20 protein-coding genes are annotated in these 20,937 nt (G+C 53.5%); 14 read left to right on the top strand and 6 right to left on the bottom strand.

The genetic code is table 11. The features are described 5' to 3' along the window. From ACGHAD_RS17040 to ACGHAD_RS17010, 7 genes are all read left to right on the top strand, one after another. Positions 1 to 966: a TonB family protein gene (locus tag ACGHAD_RS17040; protein WP_382414512.1), complete on the top strand. Its 966-nt coding sequence runs from the start codon at positions 1 to 3 to the stop codon at positions 964 to 966. Positions 967 to 1,190: 224 nt separating this feature from the next. Next, positions 1,191 to 1,529 carry a hypothetical protein gene (locus ACGHAD_RS17035; RefSeq protein WP_382414514.1) on the top strand — a complete coding sequence of 113 codons (339 nt, stop codon included), beginning with the start codon at positions 1,191 to 1,193 and terminating at the stop codon, positions 1,527 to 1,529. A 67-nt stretch (positions 1,530 to 1,596) separates the two neighbouring features. Continuing rightward, positions 1,597 to 2,028: a YqaA family protein gene (locus ACGHAD_RS17030; RefSeq protein WP_382414516.1), complete on the top strand. Its 432-nt coding sequence runs from the start codon at positions 1,597 to 1,599 to the stop codon at positions 2,026 to 2,028. Between the two features lie 396 nt (positions 2,029 to 2,424). Beyond that, entirely contained in the window at positions 2,425 to 4,911 is a 2,487-nt protein-coding gene (locus ACGHAD_RS17025) for a ThuA domain-containing protein (protein WP_382414518.1), read from the top strand. 201 nt (positions 4,912 to 5,112) lie between these two features. Beyond that, on the top strand, positions 5,113 to 6,333 hold the full coding sequence (locus tag ACGHAD_RS17020; RefSeq protein ID WP_382414520.1) for a nucleoside recognition domain-containing protein: 1,221 nt from the start codon (positions 5,113 to 5,115) through the stop codon (positions 6,331 to 6,333). 110 nt (positions 6,334 to 6,443) lie between these two features. After that, positions 6,444 to 6,839: a VOC family protein gene (locus tag ACGHAD_RS17015; RefSeq protein ID WP_339616595.1), complete on the top strand. Its 396-nt coding sequence runs from the start codon at positions 6,444 to 6,446 to the stop codon at positions 6,837 to 6,839. After that, the gene (locus tag ACGHAD_RS17010; RefSeq protein WP_382414522.1) at positions 6,818 to 7,285 is read left to right on the top strand and encodes an FAD-binding oxidoreductase; all 468 of its coding nucleotides are present in this window, start codon (positions 6,818 to 6,820) and stop codon (positions 7,283 to 7,285) included. Before ACGHAD_RS17015 ends, ACGHAD_RS17010 begins: the two co-directional genes overlap by 22 nt. 2 nt (positions 7,286 to 7,287) lie before the next feature. On the opposite strand, the gene ACGHAD_RS17005 is transcribed toward ACGHAD_RS17010, so the two are convergent. The 3 genes from ACGHAD_RS17005 to ACGHAD_RS16995 all read right to left on the bottom strand — a co-directional run bounded on the left by ACGHAD_RS17005 (position 7,288) and on the right by ACGHAD_RS16995 (position 12,265). Continuing rightward, complete coding sequence (locus ACGHAD_RS17005) at positions 7,288 to 8,784, bottom strand: methyl-accepting chemotaxis protein (protein ID WP_382414524.1); 1,497 nt, start codon at positions 8,782 to 8,784, stop codon at positions 7,288 to 7,290. Then, positions 8,781 to 9,734 carry a diguanylate cyclase gene (locus ACGHAD_RS17000; RefSeq protein ID WP_382414526.1) on the bottom strand — a complete coding sequence of 318 codons (954 nt, stop codon included), beginning with the start codon at positions 9,732 to 9,734 and terminating at the stop codon, positions 8,781 to 8,783. Before ACGHAD_RS17000 ends, ACGHAD_RS17005 begins: the two co-directional genes overlap by 4 nt. A gap of 197 nt (positions 9,735 to 9,931) precedes the next feature. Then, positions 9,932 to 12,265 carry a Tex family protein gene (locus ACGHAD_RS16995; RefSeq protein ID WP_382414528.1) on the bottom strand — a complete coding sequence of 778 codons (2,334 nt, stop codon included), beginning with the start codon at positions 12,263 to 12,265 and terminating at the stop codon, positions 9,932 to 9,934. Between the two features lie 239 nt (positions 12,266 to 12,504). Here ACGHAD_RS16995 and ACGHAD_RS16990 point away from each other — a divergent pair, with 239 nt between their 5' ends. Genes ACGHAD_RS16990 through ACGHAD_RS16965 form a run of 6 tightly spaced genes read left to right on the top strand, consistent with a single transcriptional unit; the run spans position 12,505 to position 16,519 of the window. Further along, positions 12,505 to 13,308: a hypothetical protein gene (locus ACGHAD_RS16990; protein ID WP_382414530.1), complete on the top strand. Its 804-nt coding sequence runs from the start codon at positions 12,505 to 12,507 to the stop codon at positions 13,306 to 13,308. Further along, positions 13,301 to 13,489, top strand: coding sequence for an antitermination protein NusB (locus ACGHAD_RS16985; protein ID WP_339616601.1), 189 nt, complete (start codon positions 13,301 to 13,303; stop codon positions 13,487 to 13,489). Before ACGHAD_RS16990 ends, ACGHAD_RS16985 begins: the two co-directional genes overlap by 8 nt. A gap of 12 nt (positions 13,490 to 13,501) precedes the next feature. After that, on the top strand, positions 13,502 to 13,906 hold the full coding sequence (locus ACGHAD_RS16980; protein ID WP_339616602.1) for a nuclear transport factor 2 family protein: 405 nt from the start codon (positions 13,502 to 13,504) through the stop codon (positions 13,904 to 13,906). A gap of 11 nt (positions 13,907 to 13,917) precedes the next feature. Next, on the top strand, positions 13,918 to 14,229 hold the full coding sequence (locus ACGHAD_RS16975; RefSeq protein ID WP_339616603.1) for a DUF3144 domain-containing protein: 312 nt from the start codon (positions 13,918 to 13,920) through the stop codon (positions 14,227 to 14,229). A 19-nt stretch (positions 14,230 to 14,248) separates the two neighbouring features. Next, complete coding sequence (locus ACGHAD_RS16970; RefSeq protein WP_382414533.1) at positions 14,249 to 15,238, top strand: lipid A deacylase LpxR family protein; 990 nt, start codon at positions 14,249 to 14,251, stop codon at positions 15,236 to 15,238. Further along, entirely contained in the window at positions 15,239 to 16,519 is a 1,281-nt protein-coding gene (locus ACGHAD_RS16965; protein WP_382414535.1) for a glycosyltransferase, read from the top strand. Here the strand turns inward: ACGHAD_RS16965 and ACGHAD_RS16960 are convergent. After that, entirely contained in the window at positions 16,516 to 16,950 is a 435-nt protein-coding gene (locus ACGHAD_RS16960) for an MgtC/SapB family protein (RefSeq protein WP_339616606.1), read from the bottom strand. The genes ACGHAD_RS16965 and ACGHAD_RS16960 overlap by 4 nt on opposite strands. A gap of 27 nt (positions 16,951 to 16,977) precedes the next feature. After that, a complete protein-coding gene (locus tag ACGHAD_RS16955; protein ID WP_382414537.1) occupies positions 16,978 to 17,706 on the bottom strand; it encodes an SIMPL domain-containing protein in 729 nt (242 codons plus the stop codon). Positions 17,707 to 17,867: 161 nt separating this feature from the next. Here ACGHAD_RS16955 and ACGHAD_RS16950 point away from each other — a divergent pair, with 161 nt between their 5' ends. Continuing rightward, a complete protein-coding gene (locus ACGHAD_RS16950) occupies positions 17,868 to 18,857 on the top strand; it encodes an alpha/beta hydrolase (protein WP_382414539.1) in 990 nt (329 codons plus the stop codon). Between the two features lie 12 nt (positions 18,858 to 18,869). On the opposite strand, the gene ACGHAD_RS16945 is transcribed toward ACGHAD_RS16950, so the two are convergent. After that, a complete protein-coding gene (locus ACGHAD_RS16945) occupies positions 18,870 to 20,846 on the bottom strand; it encodes a hydantoinase/oxoprolinase family protein (RefSeq protein WP_382414541.1) in 1,977 nt (658 codons plus the stop codon). Positions 20,847 to 20,937 lie beyond the last annotated feature (91 nt).

The following is a 20,937-nucleotide window of genomic DNA, read 5'->3' as shown; positions in this document are numbered from 1 at the left end:
ATGGCCCTGCGCGACTCCGACACTTCTGAAAACTACCGGTTATTGGGGCAAAACCAAGCCGATGATAACCGCTTTATTAAATGGGTGGCTGCCGCGCTCGTCGTGTTTGCGCTTATCGGTATTATCGTGCCGTTGATTAGCTTGCCCGAAATAGAACGCGAAGAAAAAGCAAAGCTGCCACCGCAACTCGCGCGGGTATTACTCGAAAAAGAAGAGCTCAAACAGCCGGAACCGGAACCGGAACCAGAGCCCGAGCCGGAACCTGAGCCGAAAGAAGAGCCAGAACCTGAAGAAGTGGACCCCGAGCCCGAACCAGAAATTGCGCCGGAGCCCGAACCCGAGCCGGTCACGCAAGTCGAAAAAGCGCGAGAAAAAGCCAAAGTCAGTGGTGTACTGCAATTTCAGGATACTCTTGCTGATATGCGCGAGGCCATCGACACCAAGGCCGTCGCCAGCGATGAGATTACCCGCGGCCAAGCTGAGGCCGAACGCACCGAACGCAGTTTAATTACCAGCGGCGCTGAGGCCGACAGTGGCGGCATTAATACTTCGGCGCTCTCGCAAGACACGGGTGGTGTTGCTTTGTCAGGTCGCGAAACAACCCAGGTTGAAAGCGCGCTGGGGGGCGCCGATGCCACCGCTAGCAAGGCACAAGACACTCGCCAAGCCGGCGAGCGCAGCGATGAAGAAATCCGCCGTGTGATGAGCCAGCACGCCAGCGCACTGGATCGTTATTATCGCCGCGCCCTCCGCGCCAACCCAGCATTACAAGGCAAAGTGGTACTTAAGTTGGTGATCAACCCCGATGGCTCTTTGGCATCGGTGAGCATTCTTAGCTCGGATTTGCGCGATGCGGAGCTGGAGTCGAAGGTGATAGCGCGGGTTAAGTTGATTACCTTCGAACCGAGAGATGATGTAGTGGTGACCACACGCAATTATACTTTGAACTTTTTGCCGCAACTTTAGGTTTCGGTGAGTTATTTGGCGGGCTTGGCCCGCCTTTTTTATTTGGATTATAGACACTTACTAAGCACCCTTAGCGTAAAAGCTCTATTAGTTATTCAGTTCTCCTCATGCGAACAAATGAAGTCGTTCCGTGTATTGCTTAACGCGATTCTGATTTTTGGTGAAGAAGAACACGATAAAATACGAATCACCCATTTAGAGTGACACTCAACAATAATCCAATTATGCGAAAAACCGATAAAAAAATAGATAACCACATTAGAAAGGCTTTAAGCGATGCTTGCGAGACAGCGTTAAATGATTTTTTCGGTTTTGTGTGGTTAACGCACTTGGTTGATTACTCGGCATTCCCGAAAAGTTTAAGGGTTGTTTGTGTGTTTGATACTAACGATAACCTTAAAGACTTTACGGAACAGAATGGTCGTAAAAAATTTGACGCGCTTATTCAAAAAAATCTAATAGCCGTTGGCGTTGCTATGGACTCTGGTCGTATTTATTACGATACCGAAGAGAGTTGTAACAAAGCGAATAATGGCCGCTGGACAGAAAGATTGGCTAAATAATTTCTGAATGGCCCGATTACGCTTCGTATGTGCTAACGGTTGTCGTTTAAATGGGTGTTAGACGTCAGTGGAATATTTTACAGAGTTTGGCTACGTCGGTCTTTTTGTCGCGGCTTTTTTGGCTGCAACGATTTTACCCTTAAGCTCGGAGATCGTATTAAGTGCTTTGTTGCTGAGTGGGCTGCCGCCTACAGCGCTGGTTCTTGTGGCAACGGTAGGGAATGTTCTGGGCTCTCTGACGAACTACGCATTAGGTTATTGGGCAGGCTTGGCTGTGATTAAAAAGTGGCTAAGAATGTCGGACGATGACTTTAATCGGGCAGAGCAGCGTTTTGCTAAATACGGATTGCTGTCTTTATGTTTTGCTTGGGTGCCTATAATCGGTGATCCATTAACCGTTATGGCGGGCATACTGCGGGTTCGGCTAAGGTGGTTTATTCTGCTGGTAACGCTGGGTAAGTTATTTCGATATCTGGTGGTGATTTATCTAATGACATAAGGCACTAACTGAAGGGTGACTTGGGCATTGAGGGCCGACCATGCCTCTCAGCAATAGGGTTTACTCGCGTCCGTCAGATTTACGGTTTGGAGTGTATCTCTCATGGTATTGTTAGGCATATAGCTTTTAATCCAGGGCTAGTGTAACAAAAGTTTGACGCGATCTTTCAGGGCGCAGTACACCTCATAGCAATACACAAAAACTTGGCGCCGGGCGGATGAGTGATTGTTAAGAAGAGTATTAAGGAATCCTAATAATTGATAAGGGCCATGACGGCTGCGGCGTGCTGAGTTAGACTGATTTGATTGTTTTTTAAGCGGTTGTAGCTCTGTAAGAGTGGTTCTGACTGCTAAGCAAAATAATAATCTTTTCTATTAACTTAGTGTGCCCATAACTATGAATATTCCCCGTATTTTGATGGCATTGCTGTTGACGGTGTCAGCTGTATTCGTCATTTCCTGCTCTGAGTCGGAGGTCGCGGTGGCGGCACAACCGGCCGAGACTCATTCGCCAGATCAGCTACAGTCAGTTTTGATTTTCTCTAAAACGGCGGGCTGGGTTCACGATTCAATCCCTGAGGGGGTGGCGGCTGTCACCCGTCTGGTTGAGCAGAAAGGCTTAACCGCTGTGGCCACAGACGACGCCACTATCTTCACCGATGAAAAGCTGCAAGACATGGCGGCGGTGGTGTTTGTGAACACCACGGGGGATATCCTCAATAATCAGCAGCAGCTGGCTATGGAGCGTTATATACAAGCGGGTGGCGGCTTTGTTGGTATTCACGCCGCCTCGGATACGGAGCGCGATGGTGGCTGGCACTGGTATCAGCGATTAGTGGGGGCGGAGTTTAAATCTCACCCGGGTGATCCCTCTAACGTGCAGAATGCAAAGGTTAAAGTGGTTGCTAGCGACCATGTGTCGACGCAGGGGTTGCCCCGTGAGTTTACTATTGCTGATGAATGGTACGATTTTACTAAGTTATCCGATCTTCGGCACGATTTACTGGTGGTAGACGAGCGCACTTATCAAGGTGGCACCCACGGCGCCTATCACCCTATTGCCTGGTATCACGATTTTGATGGTGGTCGCTCTTTTTATACCGGTCTCGGGCACACCAAACAGACATTTAAAAACAACTGGTTTGTCGAGCATTTATCGGGCGGGCTCGAGTACGCGCTGGCCGAGCGTGCGCCTTTAGATTACTCTGCTGCGAAACCAGATCCGCGCCGCTTTTCTCGGAATACGCTGATTGAAGGCTTAAATGAACCGGTTAGCTTTGACGTAACGGCTGATTTTAGCGGGGCTATGATTGCCGAGCGCCAGGGTAAGTTATTTTGGATTGACGTTGCCAGCAAAAAGACTCACACCATGGCTGAGTTTGACGTGTTCGCACCGGCCAAAAAGATTGAGTTTGGTTTAATCGCTATTGCATTTGACCCGAATTTTTCGAGCAATCAATTGATATACGCCATGTATAACTTGGCCGACGACAGTGGCGAGCACGAATTATTGCAGCGTGTCGCGCAATTTACCGTTAATGACAAAACGGTGGATATGGCCTCGGAAAAAGTATTATTGGATATTCCCAACGATAACACCTGTTGTCACACCGGCGGAAACTTAGAGTTTGATCGCAATGGCAATCTCTTTATTGCCTTAGGCGATAACTCTAACCCCTTTGAGTCAAACGATTCGGGCCCGATGAATAACAAACCCGATGGCACTTATCACGATGCGTTGCGCAGCTCGGGCAATAGCCAAGATTTGCGCGGTAAAATTTTGCGTATTCACCCCGACCAAAATGGCGGGTATAGCATTCCTAAGGGCAATTTATTTGCATCGGCTGAGCGAGGCCGGCCAGAGATTTACGTCATGGGTACCCGTAACCCTTACACCATTGCGGTAGACGATAGCACTGGTGATCTTTACTACGGCGATATTGGCCCCGATGCTAAAGAAGATAGCGAAGAGTTTGGTCCGCGGGGTTACGATGAAATTAATAAAGTCACCGAGCCCGGTTTTTTTGGTTGGCCCACTATGGTGGCCAATAATAAGCCGTACCGCATGTACGACTATCAAGCGGGAGAAACCGGCAAATTTTTTGATCCGTTAGGCGCAAAAAACTTCTCACCACGCAATACCGGCTTAAAGGTGCTGCCGCCGGCGCAGCCCGCACTTATTTGGTACCCCTACGCGGGATCTGAGCGCTTTCCCGAGCTTGGCCAAGGCGGCCGTAACGCTTTGGTAGCTGGTGTTTACCCTCAAAGCACTGATACGGAATTGGCCTACCCTGCGTACTACCAAAACAAGCTGTTTATCGGCGATTTTATGCGCAGCTGGATAAAAGTAGTGACGCTGGACGATTACGATAATGTGGTCAAAATTGACAGTTTTGCCCCATCGGTGAAGTTTGCCGGCCCACTTGATATGAAGCTGACTAAAGACGGTCGTTTGTGGGTGCTGGAATACGGCACGCAGTGGTGGGCTGGCGGTAATGAGGCGAAACTAAGTTATATAGAGTACGACCCAGATGCGGTTTTGGCAGCGCCCGTTGCGGATGATTCGGCCGGCAAGCTCGCCGCCGGTGGCCTAGGGCATGAGGCGCAATTGGAGATTGCCCAAGGTAAAGATCTTACACAGACCACTAGCTGTGTTGCTTGTCATAAAGAAAACGCCGCATCAGTCGGCCCCAGCTTTTTACAAATCAAGCAAAAATACGGCACCTTGGAAGATCCGAAAGCTTATATCGTCAATACGATTGCCCAGGGTAGTCGTGGTAAATGGGGCGAGCATGTTATGCCCGCTCATAGTTTTTTGGATGAGTCTACCCGCGGTAAGATTGCCTCCTATATTTTATCGGTTACCGCTGAACCTAACGAGTAATTAATAATTATTCGAGCTCTCGGCGGCCCAGTTCTGGGCCGCCATTTTTATCAAACGTTATCTCGCAGCTGTTTAATTAGCCATATTAGTAAAGGCGTAGTAGCCCAGTAACCGGTTATCGCTTAGCGATCCGCTAGTGGTAACGGCTGTGTTGGCTTATAGTGTGATTACTATAAGTGTTTTTACTAAAAGGGTTTTTCTTTGCTTAACCGCATCTGGGCCAGCCTTATCGTCATTTCTTTGCTGTGGGGAATCTCGGCGAGCTTGTTTGGCTATTCCGAGATCGCCAGTGCCTTGGTGGCATCGCTGTTTGATATGGCGGAGCTGGCTACTAAAATATGTCTCGGTCTGATTGGTGTGATGTGCTTTTGGTTAGGGCTGATGGAGATCGCCAATGTGAGCGGGCTAAGTGAAAAGTTGGCACGTGGCTTGGCGCCATTGTTTAGTCGCCTGATGCCCGAGGTGCCCCGTGGCGACAAAGCCATTAGCAGTATTAGCATGAATATGGCGGCCAATATGCTAGGCCTGGATAACGCGGCGACGCCGGCGGGTATTCAGGCGATGCGCGATCTACAAGTGCACAATAAAACGCCGAGTCTACTCAGCAACGCGCAAATACTATTTTTGGTGTTAAACACCTCCTCGGTAACGCTAATTCCTACTACGGTGTTTGTGTACCGTGCGCAACTGGGCGCGGTGGCGCCTACCGATGTATTTTTACCGATATTACTGGCAACCAGTTGCTCGACCCTGGTGGGATTGTTAACCGTGGCATGGCTGCAAAAGCTTAAGTTATGGTCGCCGGTGGTGCTGGCCTATTTTATTGCCGCGGCGGTGATTGTCGGTGGTTTATTGGCAGCGAGTGTCGACGAGGGCGAGATCGGTAAACGCTCGGCATTGGTGGGCAATCTGACGCTGCTGGTGTTAATTGCCGGGTTGTTTTTGTACGGTTTTAAGCGCCGGGTGCGGATGTACGATGCCTTTATCGATGGTGCCAAAAATGGCTTTAGTATTGCTATTGGTATTATTCCCTATTTGGTGGCCATGCTGTTTGCGTTGGGTTTACTGCGCGCCTCCGGGGTGCTGGAGTTTGGCCTAGAGCAATTGCGTTACGCGGTGGCATTTATGGGCGGTGATACTCGCTTTGTGGATGCTCTGCCCACGGCACTTATGAAGCCGTTTTCTGGCTCGGGCTCGCGGGCGCTGATGATTGAGACGATGGAGGTGCACGGTGCCGACTCTTTCGCGGGCCGCTTAGCGGCCGTTTATCAGGGCAGTACTGAAACGACGTTTTATGTGCTGGCTGTCTATTGTGGTGCGGTTGCGATTACCCGAACCCGCTATGCTCTGGCCTGTGGTCTTATTGCCGACGGCGCCGGTATTGTGGCGGCCACTTTGCTGGCTTATTGCTTTTTTGGCTAACAGATACAGGCCGCTGCTATTGCTGTAACCTATTGGGCTTGAGCAAGATTTTGTAGGTTAGCCGTTTCAGGCTAACGCCGATACACACCGCAATAGGTAGGATAAACACTATGGCAAATACGATGGTTCCCATGTTGATGTTTGCAGGCGAGGCCGACGAGGCCGTTAGCTTTTACGTATCGCTATTTGAAAACTCCGGAGTCTTGTCGATAGAGTATTACGGGCCCGATGAACAAGGCGCCGAAGGCTCGGTTAAAAAGGCATTATTTGTGGTGGCGGGGCAACAGCTATTGGCGATTGATAGCCCGGTTACCCATGAGTTTGGTTTTACGCCGGCCATCTCTTTGTTTGTGGAGTGCGATAGCAAAGCGCACTTTCAGGAGGCGTCGGCCAAATTATCCGAGGGCGGGACAGTGCTTATGCCGGCGGATAACTACGGTTTTAGTGAGTTATTCACGTGGGTGAACGATCGCTTTGGCGTCTCTTGGCAGTTGAGCGTCGGTTGATCCGGTTGTCGCTGTGCAAAAAATCACTGGCTGTCTACGCTGTGGTATTCGCAAGTGCCACTGGGCCTGCTAACGCGCAAGATCTTTCGCCTTTTACCAGCGATGGTTGTAGCTCGTTCCCCGATGGCACCTTCGCTCAAGAGCAATTGTGGCTCGAGTGTTGCGAGGCGCACGATTTAGCTTACTGGCAAGGTGGCACTTATCAGCAGCGCTTAAGCGCCGATAGGGCTTTAGAGGCCTGCGTGGCAAAGGTGGGCGAGCCCGAGGTGGCACTGTTGATGTTGGCGGGTGTGCGCGTCGGCGGCAGCCCGCTATTTATGACGGATTATCGCTGGGGCTATGGTTGGCCCTACCCTCGTTGGTACGGTGCGTTAACCGATGCCGAGCAGCGACAAGTTAAGCGGCTCATGCCAGCCGCGCCCTCCACGTTTACTACTGAGCCTTAAGCTTAGGCTTTAAACTGTGACATTTCGTCACGCAGGTTATGGCTCTCTTCATCCAGTACCGCACTGGCTTTACGGACCACGTCGGCATTGTGCGAGACGTGCTCGGTTAAGTCGTGTATCGCGGTAATGTTTTGACTCACCTCGCTGGCCACCGAGCTTTGCTCGCCAGCGGCAGTGGCAATGTGGTGATTCATTGCGTTGATGGACTCGACGTTGGCGCGAATTTTTTCCAGTGCGCCATCCACTTGGCTCGAAGCATCAATGGTTTCTTGTACCGCTTTAACGCTGTACTCCATCGAATTGTGAGTATCGTCGGCGGACTTTTGCAGCTCGCGAATAATCGCCTCAATCTCTTCTGTCGATTGTTGGGTTTTTTGCGCCAGTGAGCGCACTTCGTCGGCCACAACCGCAAAGCCACGGCCTTGATCGCCGGCGCGCGCCGCCTCGATGGCGGCGTTAAGGGCGAGCAAGTTAGTTTGCTCGGCAATGGAGCGAATAACCTCCATTACTGAGCCGATCGAGTCACTGCGCTCGCGTAGGCCTTTAATTTTATCGGCGGTGGTTTCAATTTGTGTGGTCAGCCGATGAATTGTCGTAATAGCGCCTTTTACAATCTCTGAGCCGTCGTCTGCTAAATGCAATGTGTCTTGTGTGTCGTCGGCCGTTTTGCGCGCGTGGCCAGCGACTTCATCAGCCGAGTGGGACATCTCTTGCAGGGCGGCGGCGACTTGTTCGATCTCGCGAATTTGCTGGCGAATCGAGTCTGAGGTGCCGGTGGCGGCGCCGGTCATTTTTTCGGTTTGTTCGGTCACGCTGGCACTGGATTGGTTAACGCGTTGAATAATGGAGGCAATTTGTTCCATTACCCGGTTAAAGTTGCCGCACAGTTCGGCAATCTCATCTTTGCTGCTGGTGGGTAGCCGACGGGTCAGATCGCCCCCGCCATCGGCGATCTCCTGCAGTGACGCGCTAACCTCCAGCACCCGATGGGACACCATCTGACGCATCAATAAGGCGACGGTTAACAAGCCCGCCAGCAACAGTGCGATAACGGTTATGATCGTGCTTTGATTTTGGCTGTGGAGTACTGCCAGCATTTGCGCCTGAGAGAAATCGGCGCTGAAGTAACCAATCAGTTTATCTTTGCGAAAAATCTCATGGCGCGGTTTTTTGACCATGACGTCAGTGGCCGGTTGACTGTCGTCTTGCCCCTCGGCCAATAATTTACCGCGATGGTCGTATACTGCAAACGCGGCGATTAGCGGCGTGTTTGCCAGCGATTGGGCAATGGCTTCGATCTGCGCCAGATCGTACGAGAATACCGGCTCGCGCAGGGCTGACTCTGCCAGTTGAATTTGACCCGCGACGCTGGAGTCAAAATCGGCCTGTTGCCGTTTGCTTTGTATCTGGTAGCTAACACTGACGATGACCGCTGCCACCAGCAGTAAAATCACAGTAAGGGCAAACATTAATTTAATGGTCAGGGTTCTTCTGATCATGGCGCGTCACTCGGTTGTGGCTCGTGATTGTCGGTTGCTGAGTCGTCCTGTGACTGGGTGAGTAAATCTTGTTCGGGCTGCTCTGTATTGTCTGCGACAGCGGAGGCTGCGAGCTCCGCCGGATCAAACCATAATGTAGGGTTGTCGACAGGAGTCGCGGCGGGCAGATTGGGGTTTTCTAGCGCAAAGGCCCGGCGCTTGGCGATATTGCCCCGTGCCATGACGGTTTGTACGGTGGGGTCGTTCATGATCAGGCTATTGAAGCTGCCGTCCTCCAGGGCGATGGTTAAACCGGTGTTGAGGGCCTCGGCCAGCTCGGGGCGGCGCGGGCTGACAAATAAATAAAATGGCATGCGATAAACAAACATGAGGTTATCGTCAATTGCTAACTCTAGCTCGGAGCGGCTTGCCACCTCGCTCCAGGGTTCGTGGATGCCGCGGGGGAACGCATCAAAACGTTGTCCGTCGGCCATTAAAAATAGGCCTTCGTAGGTGCCGGTTTCGACCGTCAGGCCGTTGTGGCGCATGATGTCGGTGTCGGGCCAACCGCGGCCCTGACCAAACACCAGGCTTTTGAGCTGCGAATAATCAGTGATATCGGCAAACAGGTGGCGGTTGTCTTTGTGAATAATAAATACGCGGTAGCCCAATAAGCCTTTGTACAGAGGGACGCGGATGGGAATCAGCTGTTGCTCGGTCTGTTTGGTGGTGGCGGCCCACATAATATCGATGGTGCCATCCAGGGCGTCTTGAATTTGTCGCGCGGCGGTAAGTGTGCCGGATGAAATATCGAGCTGATAATCGAGCCCGGCTTTATCGAGGGCGAGTTCAATAACGGCAATGGCGTGTTTGGCATTACTGTCATCGCGCGAGACAAGGGCAATATTCACTTGGGCTAGCGCCGGTAGCGTCAGGCACAGCGCTAACAATAACGTTAGTCGTTTTCTCACTGTGGTACCTTTTGCGGTTTTTATTGTTGTGAACTCAGAGCGATACCCATGAGCACTAGAATTCCGGGTTCCCTCGTGCCGTACAAAGACGGGCAAGAAACACAAAGGTCCCCGGTATCAAGGTTGACGGCGGCGGGTGAGAAAACTTGAGCGCCAATTAATACCTGCTCCGTTGCCGGAGCAGGTTAGCGGGCCCTTTAGTTCTTTTTCTTCATGGCTTGTTGCAATAGCGCACCCATGCTGCCCAGTGAGGCCTCTTTGCTGTTGCTGCCACGCGAGCTTTGATTGCGCGAACTGTCTTGCTTGCGTGCGCGGCGCGGGGCATCGCCGCCACCTGTTTTCTCGCCGGGGGTGTCGTCCAAACGCATGGACAAGCCAATACGCTTGCGGTCGACATCCACCTCCATCACTTTAACTTTAGCAATATCGCCGGCTTTTACCACCTCGCGCGGGTCTTTAACAAAAGTGTTAGACAGCGCCGAGATGTGCACCAAGCCGTCTTGGTGCACGCCGATATCGACAAAAGCCCCAAAGTTGGTGACATTGGTGACGGTGCCTTCCAGGATCATGCCCGGCTCAAGGTCTTTAAGGGTCTCGACGCCCTCCTGGAACTTGGCGGTACGAAACTCGGGTCGCGGGTCGCGGCCGGGTTTGTCCAGCTCTTTTAAAATATCGGTTACGGTGGGTAAACCGAATTGCTCGCTGGTGTAGTCGGCGGCTTTTAGGGTGCCCAAAAAGGCCGAGTCGCCAATCAGGCCGGCAATGCGACGCTCGTTTTTACTGGCAATGGCCTCAACCACGGCGTAGGACTCGGGGTGAACCGCCGAGGCATCCAGCGGGTTCTCGCCTCCGGCGACGCGCAAAAAGCCGGCGGCTTGCTCAAAGGTTTTAGCGCCAAAGCGGGTGACCTTTTTAAGCTGCTCGCGCGAGCTAAACGCGCCATTGGTGTTGCGAAAATCGACGATATTGTTAGCAAGTGTGGTGTTTAAGCCAGAAACTCGCGCTAACAGGGCGGCTGAGGCGGTGTTTACTTCAACCCCCACAGCGTTTACACAGTCCTCTACTACGGCATCCAGCGATCGCGCCAGCTGGGTTTGTGAGACGTCGTGTTGATACTGGCCCACACCGATGGATTTAGGATCAATTTTCACCAGCTCGGCCAGTGGATCTTGCAGGCGGCGCGCGATAGAGATAGCGCCGCGAATGGTCACATCCAAATCGGGGAACTCTTTAGCGGCAAACTCAGAGGCGGAGTACACCGAGGCGCCGGCCTCGTTCACCATAACCGGTTTGGCGGTTAGCTCGGGGTACTTGCCCAGCATGTCCTTAACAAATTTCTCAGTCTCGCGACTGGCGGTGCCGTTGCCGATGGCGATTAGGCCGACGTTGTACTTTTGGCACAGGGCCGAGAGGATCTTCTCGGACTCCGCAGTACGCATTTGCGGCATTGTGGGGTAGATGGCGCAGTGATCCAGCACTTTGCCAGTGGCGTCGACCACCGCTACTTTAACACCGGTACGCAAACCAGGATCCAGGCCGATGGTGGCTTTTTGCCCTGCGGGGGCGGCCAGCAATAAATCGTTTAAGTTAGAGGCAAACACTTTAATGGCGCCCTCTTCGGCCCGGTCGCGCAGCTCGCCCAGTAGGTCGGTCTCTAGGTGGGTCAATAACTTAACGCGCCACGCCCAGCGCACCACCTCGGATAGCCATTTATCGGCGGCGCGGCCGTTATCGATAATGCGCCAGTGGTCGGCAACCATGGCCTCACAGGGGTGCGAGGCGGCCGGCTCGTTGGGGTCGCCGACGGTAATCGCGATGGTTAGCACGCCCTCATTGCGGCCGCGAAACATCGCCAGTGCGCGGTGCGATGGAGTGGATTTAAGGGGCTCATCGTGCTCAAAGTAATCGCGAAACTTTTGCACTTCTTGGGAGCTATTGGTGTCTTTACCCGTGGCCACACGGGCGCTGATATTGGCTTCTTTTTGCAGAAAATCACGCAATTTAGCCAGCAAGTTAGCATCTTCGCTGAACTTTTCCATCAGGATAAACTTGGCGCCATCCAGTGCGGCCTTGGTGTCTGTGATCTTGTGTTCGGGGTTGAGGTATTTGGCGGCCTCCGTTTCCGGCTCCAGCGTTGGGTCGGCCAATAGTCCTTCAGCCAAGGGTTCAAGGCCGGCCTCGATGGCGATCTGGCCTTTGGTGCGGCGCTTGGGCTTGTAGGGCAAATACAGATCTTCCAGCCGGGTTTTGGTGTCGGCGGCGCGGATGTCGTTTTCCAGCGCGGGGGTGAGCTTTTCTTGCTCGGTAATACTCTTCAAAATCGCGTCGCGGCGGTCTTCCAGTTCGCGCAAATAGCGCAGCCGCTCCTCTAGGTTACGCATCTGGGTATCATCCAGGCCACCGGTTACCTCTTTACGGTAGCGGGAGATAAACGGCACGGTGGCCCCTTCGTCCAGCAGTGCCACAGCGGCATCTACCTGTTGTTCGCGTACACTCAGCTCGTCGGCGATACGTTGAAAAATACTGCTCATGGATCTTGCCTATTCAGTTCAGAGGGTCTTGTGGGCTCACGCAAGCGGCGTGTGTTCAGCATTATGCGTAAAACCTGCGATGATAACAGTCTTGAATTGCAGCTTGGTTTGTGCCTTTTGTACTGGCGCACACGGTGATTGGCAAAGGCGGGCTATGCTGCAAGGGGCGGTTGCGATTTGAACCTGGCGCTAGCCGGGTGGTCGAGGATGCATACATCAACACTTAAGAGGCTCTGTGAGTGATAAAAACACACATTTTGATGGTAGGACTGTTGGTTTTTTGCGGGTGTGCTACTGCGATTGCGGCCGATGATGGAGCGGGGGCCGACGCCGACTTTAGCCAAGCCAGCTTGCGCGACTTAAAGGCGTCCCTGGCGCGCTTAACGGCCGATAGCAATTTAGTCGCCGAGGTGGTGGTTAACTCGGCCCACAATGCGGGGGAGGATGACGAGCTGGTCTCGCGCACGGGGGCGGCCCGGGTTACTGTGGTGGATGATGACACCGGTTTGAGTGTGCGTTATTCGACGCAGTTACTGCAGCAAATGGCGGCGGAGGCCTCGGCCCGGGCGGCGGACTCGGACGCGCCTACCCCGGCCTATGACGGCGTTGATGAACTGTCTTTACCGGATATACAACCGATGTTGCGCGCGGCTCGGGCCATCGGGCAAGAGCTAGACTCGGCCGAGTTTATTGGCGCTGAAGCCGATACCTATCAAGGTAATAATGCGCGCCGGCTGGATTTTGCCCTCGGGGAAGATCGGCTGACCAAGCGCCAGCGCAAATACGTTAAAGAGTACGATGGCAGCTTTACGGTTTGGATTGATGAACAAGGCGCTCCGCTGGCCAGCCGCACTCGTATCCACGCTCGTGGCCGGGCGTTTATCGTAATCAGCTTTAGCATTACAATAGAGTCCGATAGTCATTACCGGGTAGACAATGATCGTCTGATAACCACCCGCCGAGCTGACTATCAGCTCTCGGCGGGCGCTGGCGAGCGTTCAGAGCGCTTGGTGAACAAAACCCTAGAGGTGATCGATGAATGACACAGTGATAGTCAGCAGTGGTTATGTGGTCGGTTGGGGCACCTTGGCATTAATTAATGCCGGTTTAGCCCAGGGCAAAAATCGCAGTGGTTTGGGTTGGTTTTTGCTGTCGTTGTTGCTCGGCCCCATCGCCACCTTGGTTTTAGTGTTGCTGGGCAAACGCAATCGACCCTTTGGTTAACAAGAGCGAGTTATGCCATATTTTATAAACCGCTACACGGTGGCCGCGGTACTTTTTTGGTTAAGCAGCAGCGTGTTAGCCGCACCGTTAGAAACCCTCATCGAGGGGCAAACCCGCGCCTATAATAATCACGATGTTGATGCCTATTCAGGTTACTTTCATCCCGATATCGAAGTTTACAATTATCCCGACCACCCTATCACCGCCGGTCACGGGGCGTTAGTTGAAGCGACCAGCAAAACGTTTAAAGAGCGTAAGCCGCAAGCGGTGGTCGAAAATATAATGGTGTTGGGGGATAAGGCCGTTACCTTAGAGAAGGCGAGTTTTAATGCCGGCGGCATGCGCCGGACGGCCAAAATCATCAAAATTTATCAATTCCAAGACGGCTTGATACGCCGTATGACTTTTATGAATTAAGTAGAGAATTTATGTCACAAGCCGATGACGAACGCCAGTACTGGGATCTGGTTGACGATTTTATCTCCCGCGCGAACGAGCACTGCGACACGGTTGATCCGAGCATGGTCAGTGCAGCGATGCTTCAGGCCGCCTCGCGCTTTAACGCTTTTATTGTTGCTAGCTCGTCGGTTGACCGTAAAGAATATACGGAAGAGTTAGACGCCTCATTACGTTACCTGACCAATCAATATCGAGATTATTTACGCGATAACCTAGAGGATTATCGCGAGAATTTTAAAGTATACACTCGCACTGAAGGCGACGAGTTGAACGACGACTAACCGAGTAGGAAATAGGTCATTGATTAAGAGCAACAGGTTTAGCGCCTATTTACCCCGCCGGTTATCGCTGGCTGTTTTGGCGGCCGCAATGGCCCACGCGGGCCAAGCGCAGGCCACTGATTGGCTGTCGCTGGTGTGGCAAAATGATTTGTTTACCGGCCGCGATGGCGGGGGTTACACCAACGGCTTGTTTGTTTCACTGTACCAAGTGGCCGACGCTGAACCAATCGACGAACCGTTATTTACCAAACCACTTAACTGGATGCTAAACGACAGCTTTGATCTGGCGTTTAACGAGCACACAGTGGGTCAAGCGATGGTGACACCAGCGGATATTAGCAAGCCGGTACCAGACCCCAATGATGTTCCCTATGCCGGACTATTGATCTACCGCGCCAGTCGCGTTTTGGTAGACGACAATATTGCCGATATGGTGCGCACCACCATTGGCGTTGTAGGGCCGGCATCCATGGCCGAGCAAACGCAAAAGTTTATTCACAAAGTGGTGGGCTCGGCTGAACCAAAAGGTTGGGATTATCAGCTCGAGAATGAACCGGTGTTTGCCTTGCGCCGGGCGCGGGTGTGGCGCTATGAGTTAAGCGCTATGACCGATGTCGTGTTGTTGGCTCAGGCGCGAGCGGGCAATTTAGAATCAGCCGTAGGGGGTGGTGCTATTGTTCGTTTTGGGCGCGGATTAGCAAATAGTTTTGCAACAACGCTGCTGCAGCAAGGGCGTACCAGCAGCCCGGCAGCGGTCGAGAGCGGCTGGTACGTATATGGCGGTTTTGAAGCCGACTATGTGTTTAACAATATTTTAGTTAATGGCAATAGTTATCGCGACAGCCCCTCATCCGATTTGCGTCACGAGCAACTCAGTTTTACCGCCGGCGTTAGTTACGCATGGGATTCGCTCAGCCTCACCTTTGGTTACAAGTCGGGCACCAAGCTCGATACCCATGACTCTTCGCGCGATAACTTTGGCACCCTCAGCCTTGCCTGGAAACTGTAAATGCAAACGGCATTAATTATTGGCTATGTCTGGCCCGAGCCTAATTCCTCTGCGGCTGGTCGACGAATTCTCGATCTAATTGACGCGCTTCAGGCAGGTGGTATTGCGGTACACTTTGCTTGTGCTGCCTCGCCGACGGAGCATCAATGCGATTTGCGTGCGCTTAATGTCACGACTCACGCGATCGCCTTAAATTGCGATAGCGTTGACCGCTGGGTGGCAGAGCTTGCACCGGATGTTGTGGTGTTTGACCGCTTTGTTACCGAGGAGCAATTTGGCTGGCGTGTTTCCAGTGCGGCGCCAAACGCGCTGCGAGTGTTAGACACAGAAGATTTCCACAGCTTACGGGCCGCTCGCGAATTAGCTTTAAAGCGCGCACTGGCAGGCAACCCGAGTGCGGATGTCGGCGCCATAACCGTTGGTAACGCCGAGCTGTATGAGTTAATGCGCGAGGACGATAGGTTGCTGCGCGAGTTGGCGGCAATTTTCCGTTGTGATGTCAGTTTAATGATTTCGAGTTTTGAGGTGACGCTGCTGCAGGAGTATTGCCAGGTGCCGCCCCAACTGTTGTATCACTTGCCGTTTACGGTGGATCAACCAGCGATGACTTACCCAGACTTTGCGGCGCGCGAGCACTTTGTCAGTATCGGCAACTTCCGTCATCGCCCTAACTGGGATGCTGTTTTATGGCTCAAACAGCATGTGTGGCCCGCTATTCGCCAGCAATTACCTCGCGCCGAGTTGCATATTTACGGCGCCTATCCGCCACCCAAAGCGACGGCATTGCACAATAAACGCCAAGGTTTTTTGGTTAAAGGCTGGGCAGATGATGCGTTAACGGTGGTTGCTCAGCACAAAGTGTTGCTGGCCCCGCTGCGAGTGGGCGCTGGAATAAAAGGCAAGCTATTGGATGCGATGCTAACTGGAACACCCAGCGTAACGACTGATATTGGCGCCGAGGGTATGTGTGGCGAGTGTCAGTGGCCGGGTGCGATTGCCAATGATTCAAAAGCCTTAGCCGCGCAAGCGGTGAGTTTATATCAAGATGAGTCGCAATGGCGGCTAGCCGCTAACGCCTGCGGGCCGCTGCTGGCAAAACATTACTCTCGCGCTGATCTGGGCCCCAAGTTAGTAACGGTATTGCGTGAGCGTCACTTGAACCTTAACGCATGGCGGCGTGACAATATATTGGGTGCGCTGTTTAATTTTCACAGTATACGCAGTACTGAGTTTATGTCCCGCTGGATTGAAGTGAAAAGCCGCTTAAACAAAGCTGATTAATCGGCTTTTGGTTTTTTCTTAAAGGGGCTGGCGAATTGTAGAATAAGAAAGTTGGTGAGCGAGAGTACCAGTGCGATCTCGTAACGATTGTAAGCGACTGAGACGCCAATCGCGCCGGTATTCCAAATGCTGGCGGCCGTGGCGGTACCCACGGTGTGGTCGTCGGTTTTTAAGATGGCACCACCGCCGATAAAACCAATACCGGTAATAATACCGTACATCACTCGCGCTTCGGCATCGGAGCCGGAATACACCTCCATCCCCACGAGCATATAAGCGCAGGCCGCTAGTGCCACCAAGGGGAATGTGCGCAGACCGGCCCCGCGCGCGCTTTGCTCACGATTAAAAGCCATCGGCAGCGCTAACACTAAGGCAATGCCCAAGCGCAACAAGTTCTCAATAATTTCCTGTAAGCTTAAATCGAAGTTCATGGAGCATCCGTACCGGTTATAGAAAGGTTAGTCGGCCAAGTAATACTCGACAGTAGACACCACCCGTACTTTTTTAATGTGCGGGTTATTGGCGTCGCGGGCATCAATCGAAAACTGCCCCTGAGAGGCACGCTTAATTTTGCCCAAGCGACTGTTGGAATCGGCGGCAAATTTACCGGCGACTTCCCGTGCGTTTTTTGTCGCCTGCTCGATCATGCTGGGTTTAATATCGTTTAGGCCGGTAAATAAATATTGTGTTTGACTGTCGTAGTTGCCGGCGGTAAGCACAATGCCTTGCTTGCCGAGTTCGCCGACGTTGTTCATGGTGCTGCGTACCGTGTCGATAGCGGTGCTGTAAACGGTCACGACTTGGCTGGCCGAGTAGCGAAACGTCGGTTGTGGACCGCCATAGGACTGTGCGGTTTTATCGGTAATAATTGGGGCGTTAACACTAATATCGGCGGCGGCAATATCGTGTGCCAGCAAAAACTGGCGAATCGCCTCGCTATTGTTGTCTATGTCGCGGTACAAAGCCGCTAAATCATTGCTGGCCAAGGCGTAACTCACCGGCCATATGACAATGTCGGCCGGCAGTTCGCGCTCGGCTAAACCTTTTACGGTCACAGTGCGTTCGTACTCTTTAACGGCGATAGCGGTGTCGTTTAGCTGGTAGCCCAATAAGCCGGCGCCGGCGAATAGACAGACGCCCAGTATCAAAGCGGCGAGTGTGTTTGAGCGGGGCGTGTGGTCGGTCACGTTAAGGCCTCGTGCTGATGGTTAGCAGTATTGACTAAAGCGTTATAGTCTATCCTCAGATAAGCAGAGTGTCATGTATCTATGGCAATATTGAGTTTGCGACAGGTCGGTTAAAATTCTAGGGATAGAAACGCGTTAGACGGTTATTAAGGGGTACAGCAGTGAACGCACAAGTGGGTAACCAGTGGATCGCCGATACCGAGCTCGAGGGTTTTGAGCAAACTCGGTTGACGGTGGCGTATAAAAAACGTGCCTTTAGCGCCACCTTGGTGCGCGCGGCCGATAACCCTAAAGTGGCACGGCGCGCGGTTTTGTATATTCACGGGCTGACGGATTATTTTTTTCAGGAGCACTTGGCCGAGGCTTATCGCGCCGAGGGCTACGCCTTTTACGCCCTCGACTTGCACGGCTATGGTCGCTCGTTGCAGCCGGGCGAGCGGCCAAACTACTGTGCCGATATCGCCGAGTATTACCCCGAGATTGACGCGGCTATCGCGCAAATCAAAAGCGCTGGTGCCGAGCAGTTACTGCTTGACGCTCACTCTACCGGTGGCTTGATATCGGCGCTTTACGCCCACGAGGGTCGCTACCGCGAGGTGCTCAGCGCTTTATATTTAAACAGCCCGTTTTTTGAGTTTCCGCTTCGGGGCTGGGAGCGTATTGCCCTGCGCGCACTGGTGGCACTGGGTCGGTGGTTTCCGCATATTGCTTATCATCACGGCATGCCTTCTTACTATGCCAAGAGCTTGCATCGTGACTTTCGTGGCGAGTGGCGCTACAACAAAAAGCTGAAGCCGACCGATGGCTTCCCTATCACCGCAGGCTGGGCGCGGGCTGTTTATCGGGCGCAGCGGCGCCTGCAAAAAGGCCTGAATATTGTTTGTCCGGTGCTGGTGATGCACTCGGCGCGCTCCATGCGAGCATCGCAGTGGAGTGACGATTTATTTGCGGTTGATACGGTATTAAACGTCGATCATATGCGCCGCTACGGCCCGGCGCTGGGCGATCAGGTGGCGCTGGCCGAGATTGAAGGCGGCATGCACGATTTAGCTCTGTCGCCTCCGGCGGTTCGCGCCGAGGTGCAAACCGTTAAGTTCTCGTGGCTTGGGCAAGTGTTGCGGCAGATACCTGATAGCTCGCGCGATACCTGAGCGCAAGACGAGTCAACCTTTGTTTAGGTGCAAGTTACCGTAGGCATCTACCCTTGCGTGCCAGTTTGCTGCTAACAGCGTGGTCGAGACTTGCTCGCAAATAAGCGCGGGGCCGCTTAGCCGGGTTTCTAGTCCGAGGTTTTGGCGCAAGTAAACGGGGGTTGGCCCGAGCTCGGCTAAATCTACTGTGTATTCCGGCTCTGTAGTGGCTTGTGCGGTTACTCGGGGTAGCGGCGGAGCGTTGCTGGTCGTGCTCACCCGCACCCGCACATTGACCAGCTCTACCGGGATATCCAGTTGATGACCGTAGCGCTGGGCGTGAGCTGCATGAAACTCATCGCTGACGTGGCTCAGTGGGACAAAAGGCCGGTTTAAGGTAAAGCTTTGGCCGTGATAGCGCAGATCCAGGCTTACTTGGGTACGGATGTACTCAGGCTGAGCGCCCTCGCGAATTAGCTGTTCGGTGCCGTCGCGGCTTAGCTCGTCTATTAAAGCGTCGATATGGTTGGCGTCACACTCGCTAACCCGCGTGGCTAACGTGCGCGATAATTGTCTCTCGCGCGGTGCGACTAGCATTCCCAGTGCTGATAGCACGCCGCCGTGCATTGGTACCAAGGCACGAGTGGTGCCCAGCTCATCGGCTAAGGCACAAACGTGTAGCCCTCCGGCGCCGCCAAAGCAACACAAGCTAAATTCGCGCGGGTCGCGACCGCGCTGCACGGACATGACCCGCAAAGCGCTGACCATACGTTCGTTTGCCAGCTGAATAATACCCGCAGCGGCGGCTATACGCGACAAACCCAAAGGCGCGGCGATCGCATCAATCGCGCCCTCGGCGGCGGCGCAATCGAGCGACATGGCGCCGCCTAAGAAAAACTCTGGCCGCAGTCGGCCCAGCACCGCATTGGCATCGGTGACAGTGGCGCGGTTGCCGCCCTTGCCGTAGCAGGCGGGACCGGGGTCGGCGCCGGCCGATTCTGGCCCCACTTGCAGCAATCCGCCGACATCAATATGTGCCTCGGAGCCGCCACCGGCGCCAATGGTATGCATATCGACCATGGGCACGGCTACCGGGTAGGGGCCGAGTTTTCCTTCGCTGGTTAATTGCAGCTCGCCGTCCACCAGCGCCACATCTGTCGAGGTGCCGCCCATATCGAAGGTAAGCAGCTTTTCGGGTTGACCGTTGTTGCCCACAAGTTGCGCCAAGTGGGCGGCAGCCGCCAAACCGCCGGCGGGGCCGGATAACAGCAAGTTAACGGCGCGATCACCAGCTTGGGCGGCATCGATGGTGCCGCCGGAAGATTGCATCACTCCCAGTGGGCAGGGGCTGATGCCCTCCTGCAGCCGTGTTAGATAGCCCTGCACTTTAGGGCCAAGATAGGCATTAAGCCAGGTGGCGATGCCGCGCTCATACTCGCGGTACTCGGGCAGCACAAATGATGATCGGCTGGTGAAAACGGTATTGGGGCAAGCCGCTTGCAGGCGTTTTTCGTCGCGATCATCTAAAAAAGAAAATAGCAGGTTAATGGCCACTGCTGCCGGTTTACGCTCGGCAATAACGCTTTGCAGGTGGTCTATATCGGCGTCATTCAGCGTGGCAACTTGCTCCCCATTGGCGCTTAAGCGGCAGCTAACCTCTAGGCAGTCTTCGGGGGCCACTGGTACCTCACGCGCCTGAGGCTGCAAATTGTATAACTGATCGCGGGTTTGGCGGCCAATACTGAGTAAATCGGCGCAACCGCGATTAGTCACGTACAGGGTATGAACGCCTTTGCGCTCGAGCGCCGCGTTGGTGGCCACGGTACTGCCGTGAATTACCGTTAGTTGGCCCCGCGTGGCGGCCTGGGCTACTCCAAGCTCGGCAATGCCCTGCAAAATCGCCCTCTCTGGGGCCTCCGGGGTAGAGAGCACTTTGTGGATGTGCAAGCGGCCATCGCGCGCGAGCACAAAGTCGGTAAAGGTTCCGCCGGTATCAACACCTAACAGCATAATTGCGCCAGTCTTTTAAGAGGACAAAGTCGCTATTGTAAGGGCCGAGCGGCGCTGCGGTAAGGGGCGAGTGTAAGCTCGGGTATTGCTT

It is taken from the genome of Gilvimarinus japonicus, assembly GCF_042847215.1.
In the GTDB taxonomy this organism is placed as follows: Bacteria; Pseudomonadota; Gammaproteobacteria; order Pseudomonadales; family Cellvibrionaceae; genus Gilvimarinus; species Gilvimarinus japonicus.
This window is presented reverse-complemented; position numbering and strand designations above follow the sequence as displayed.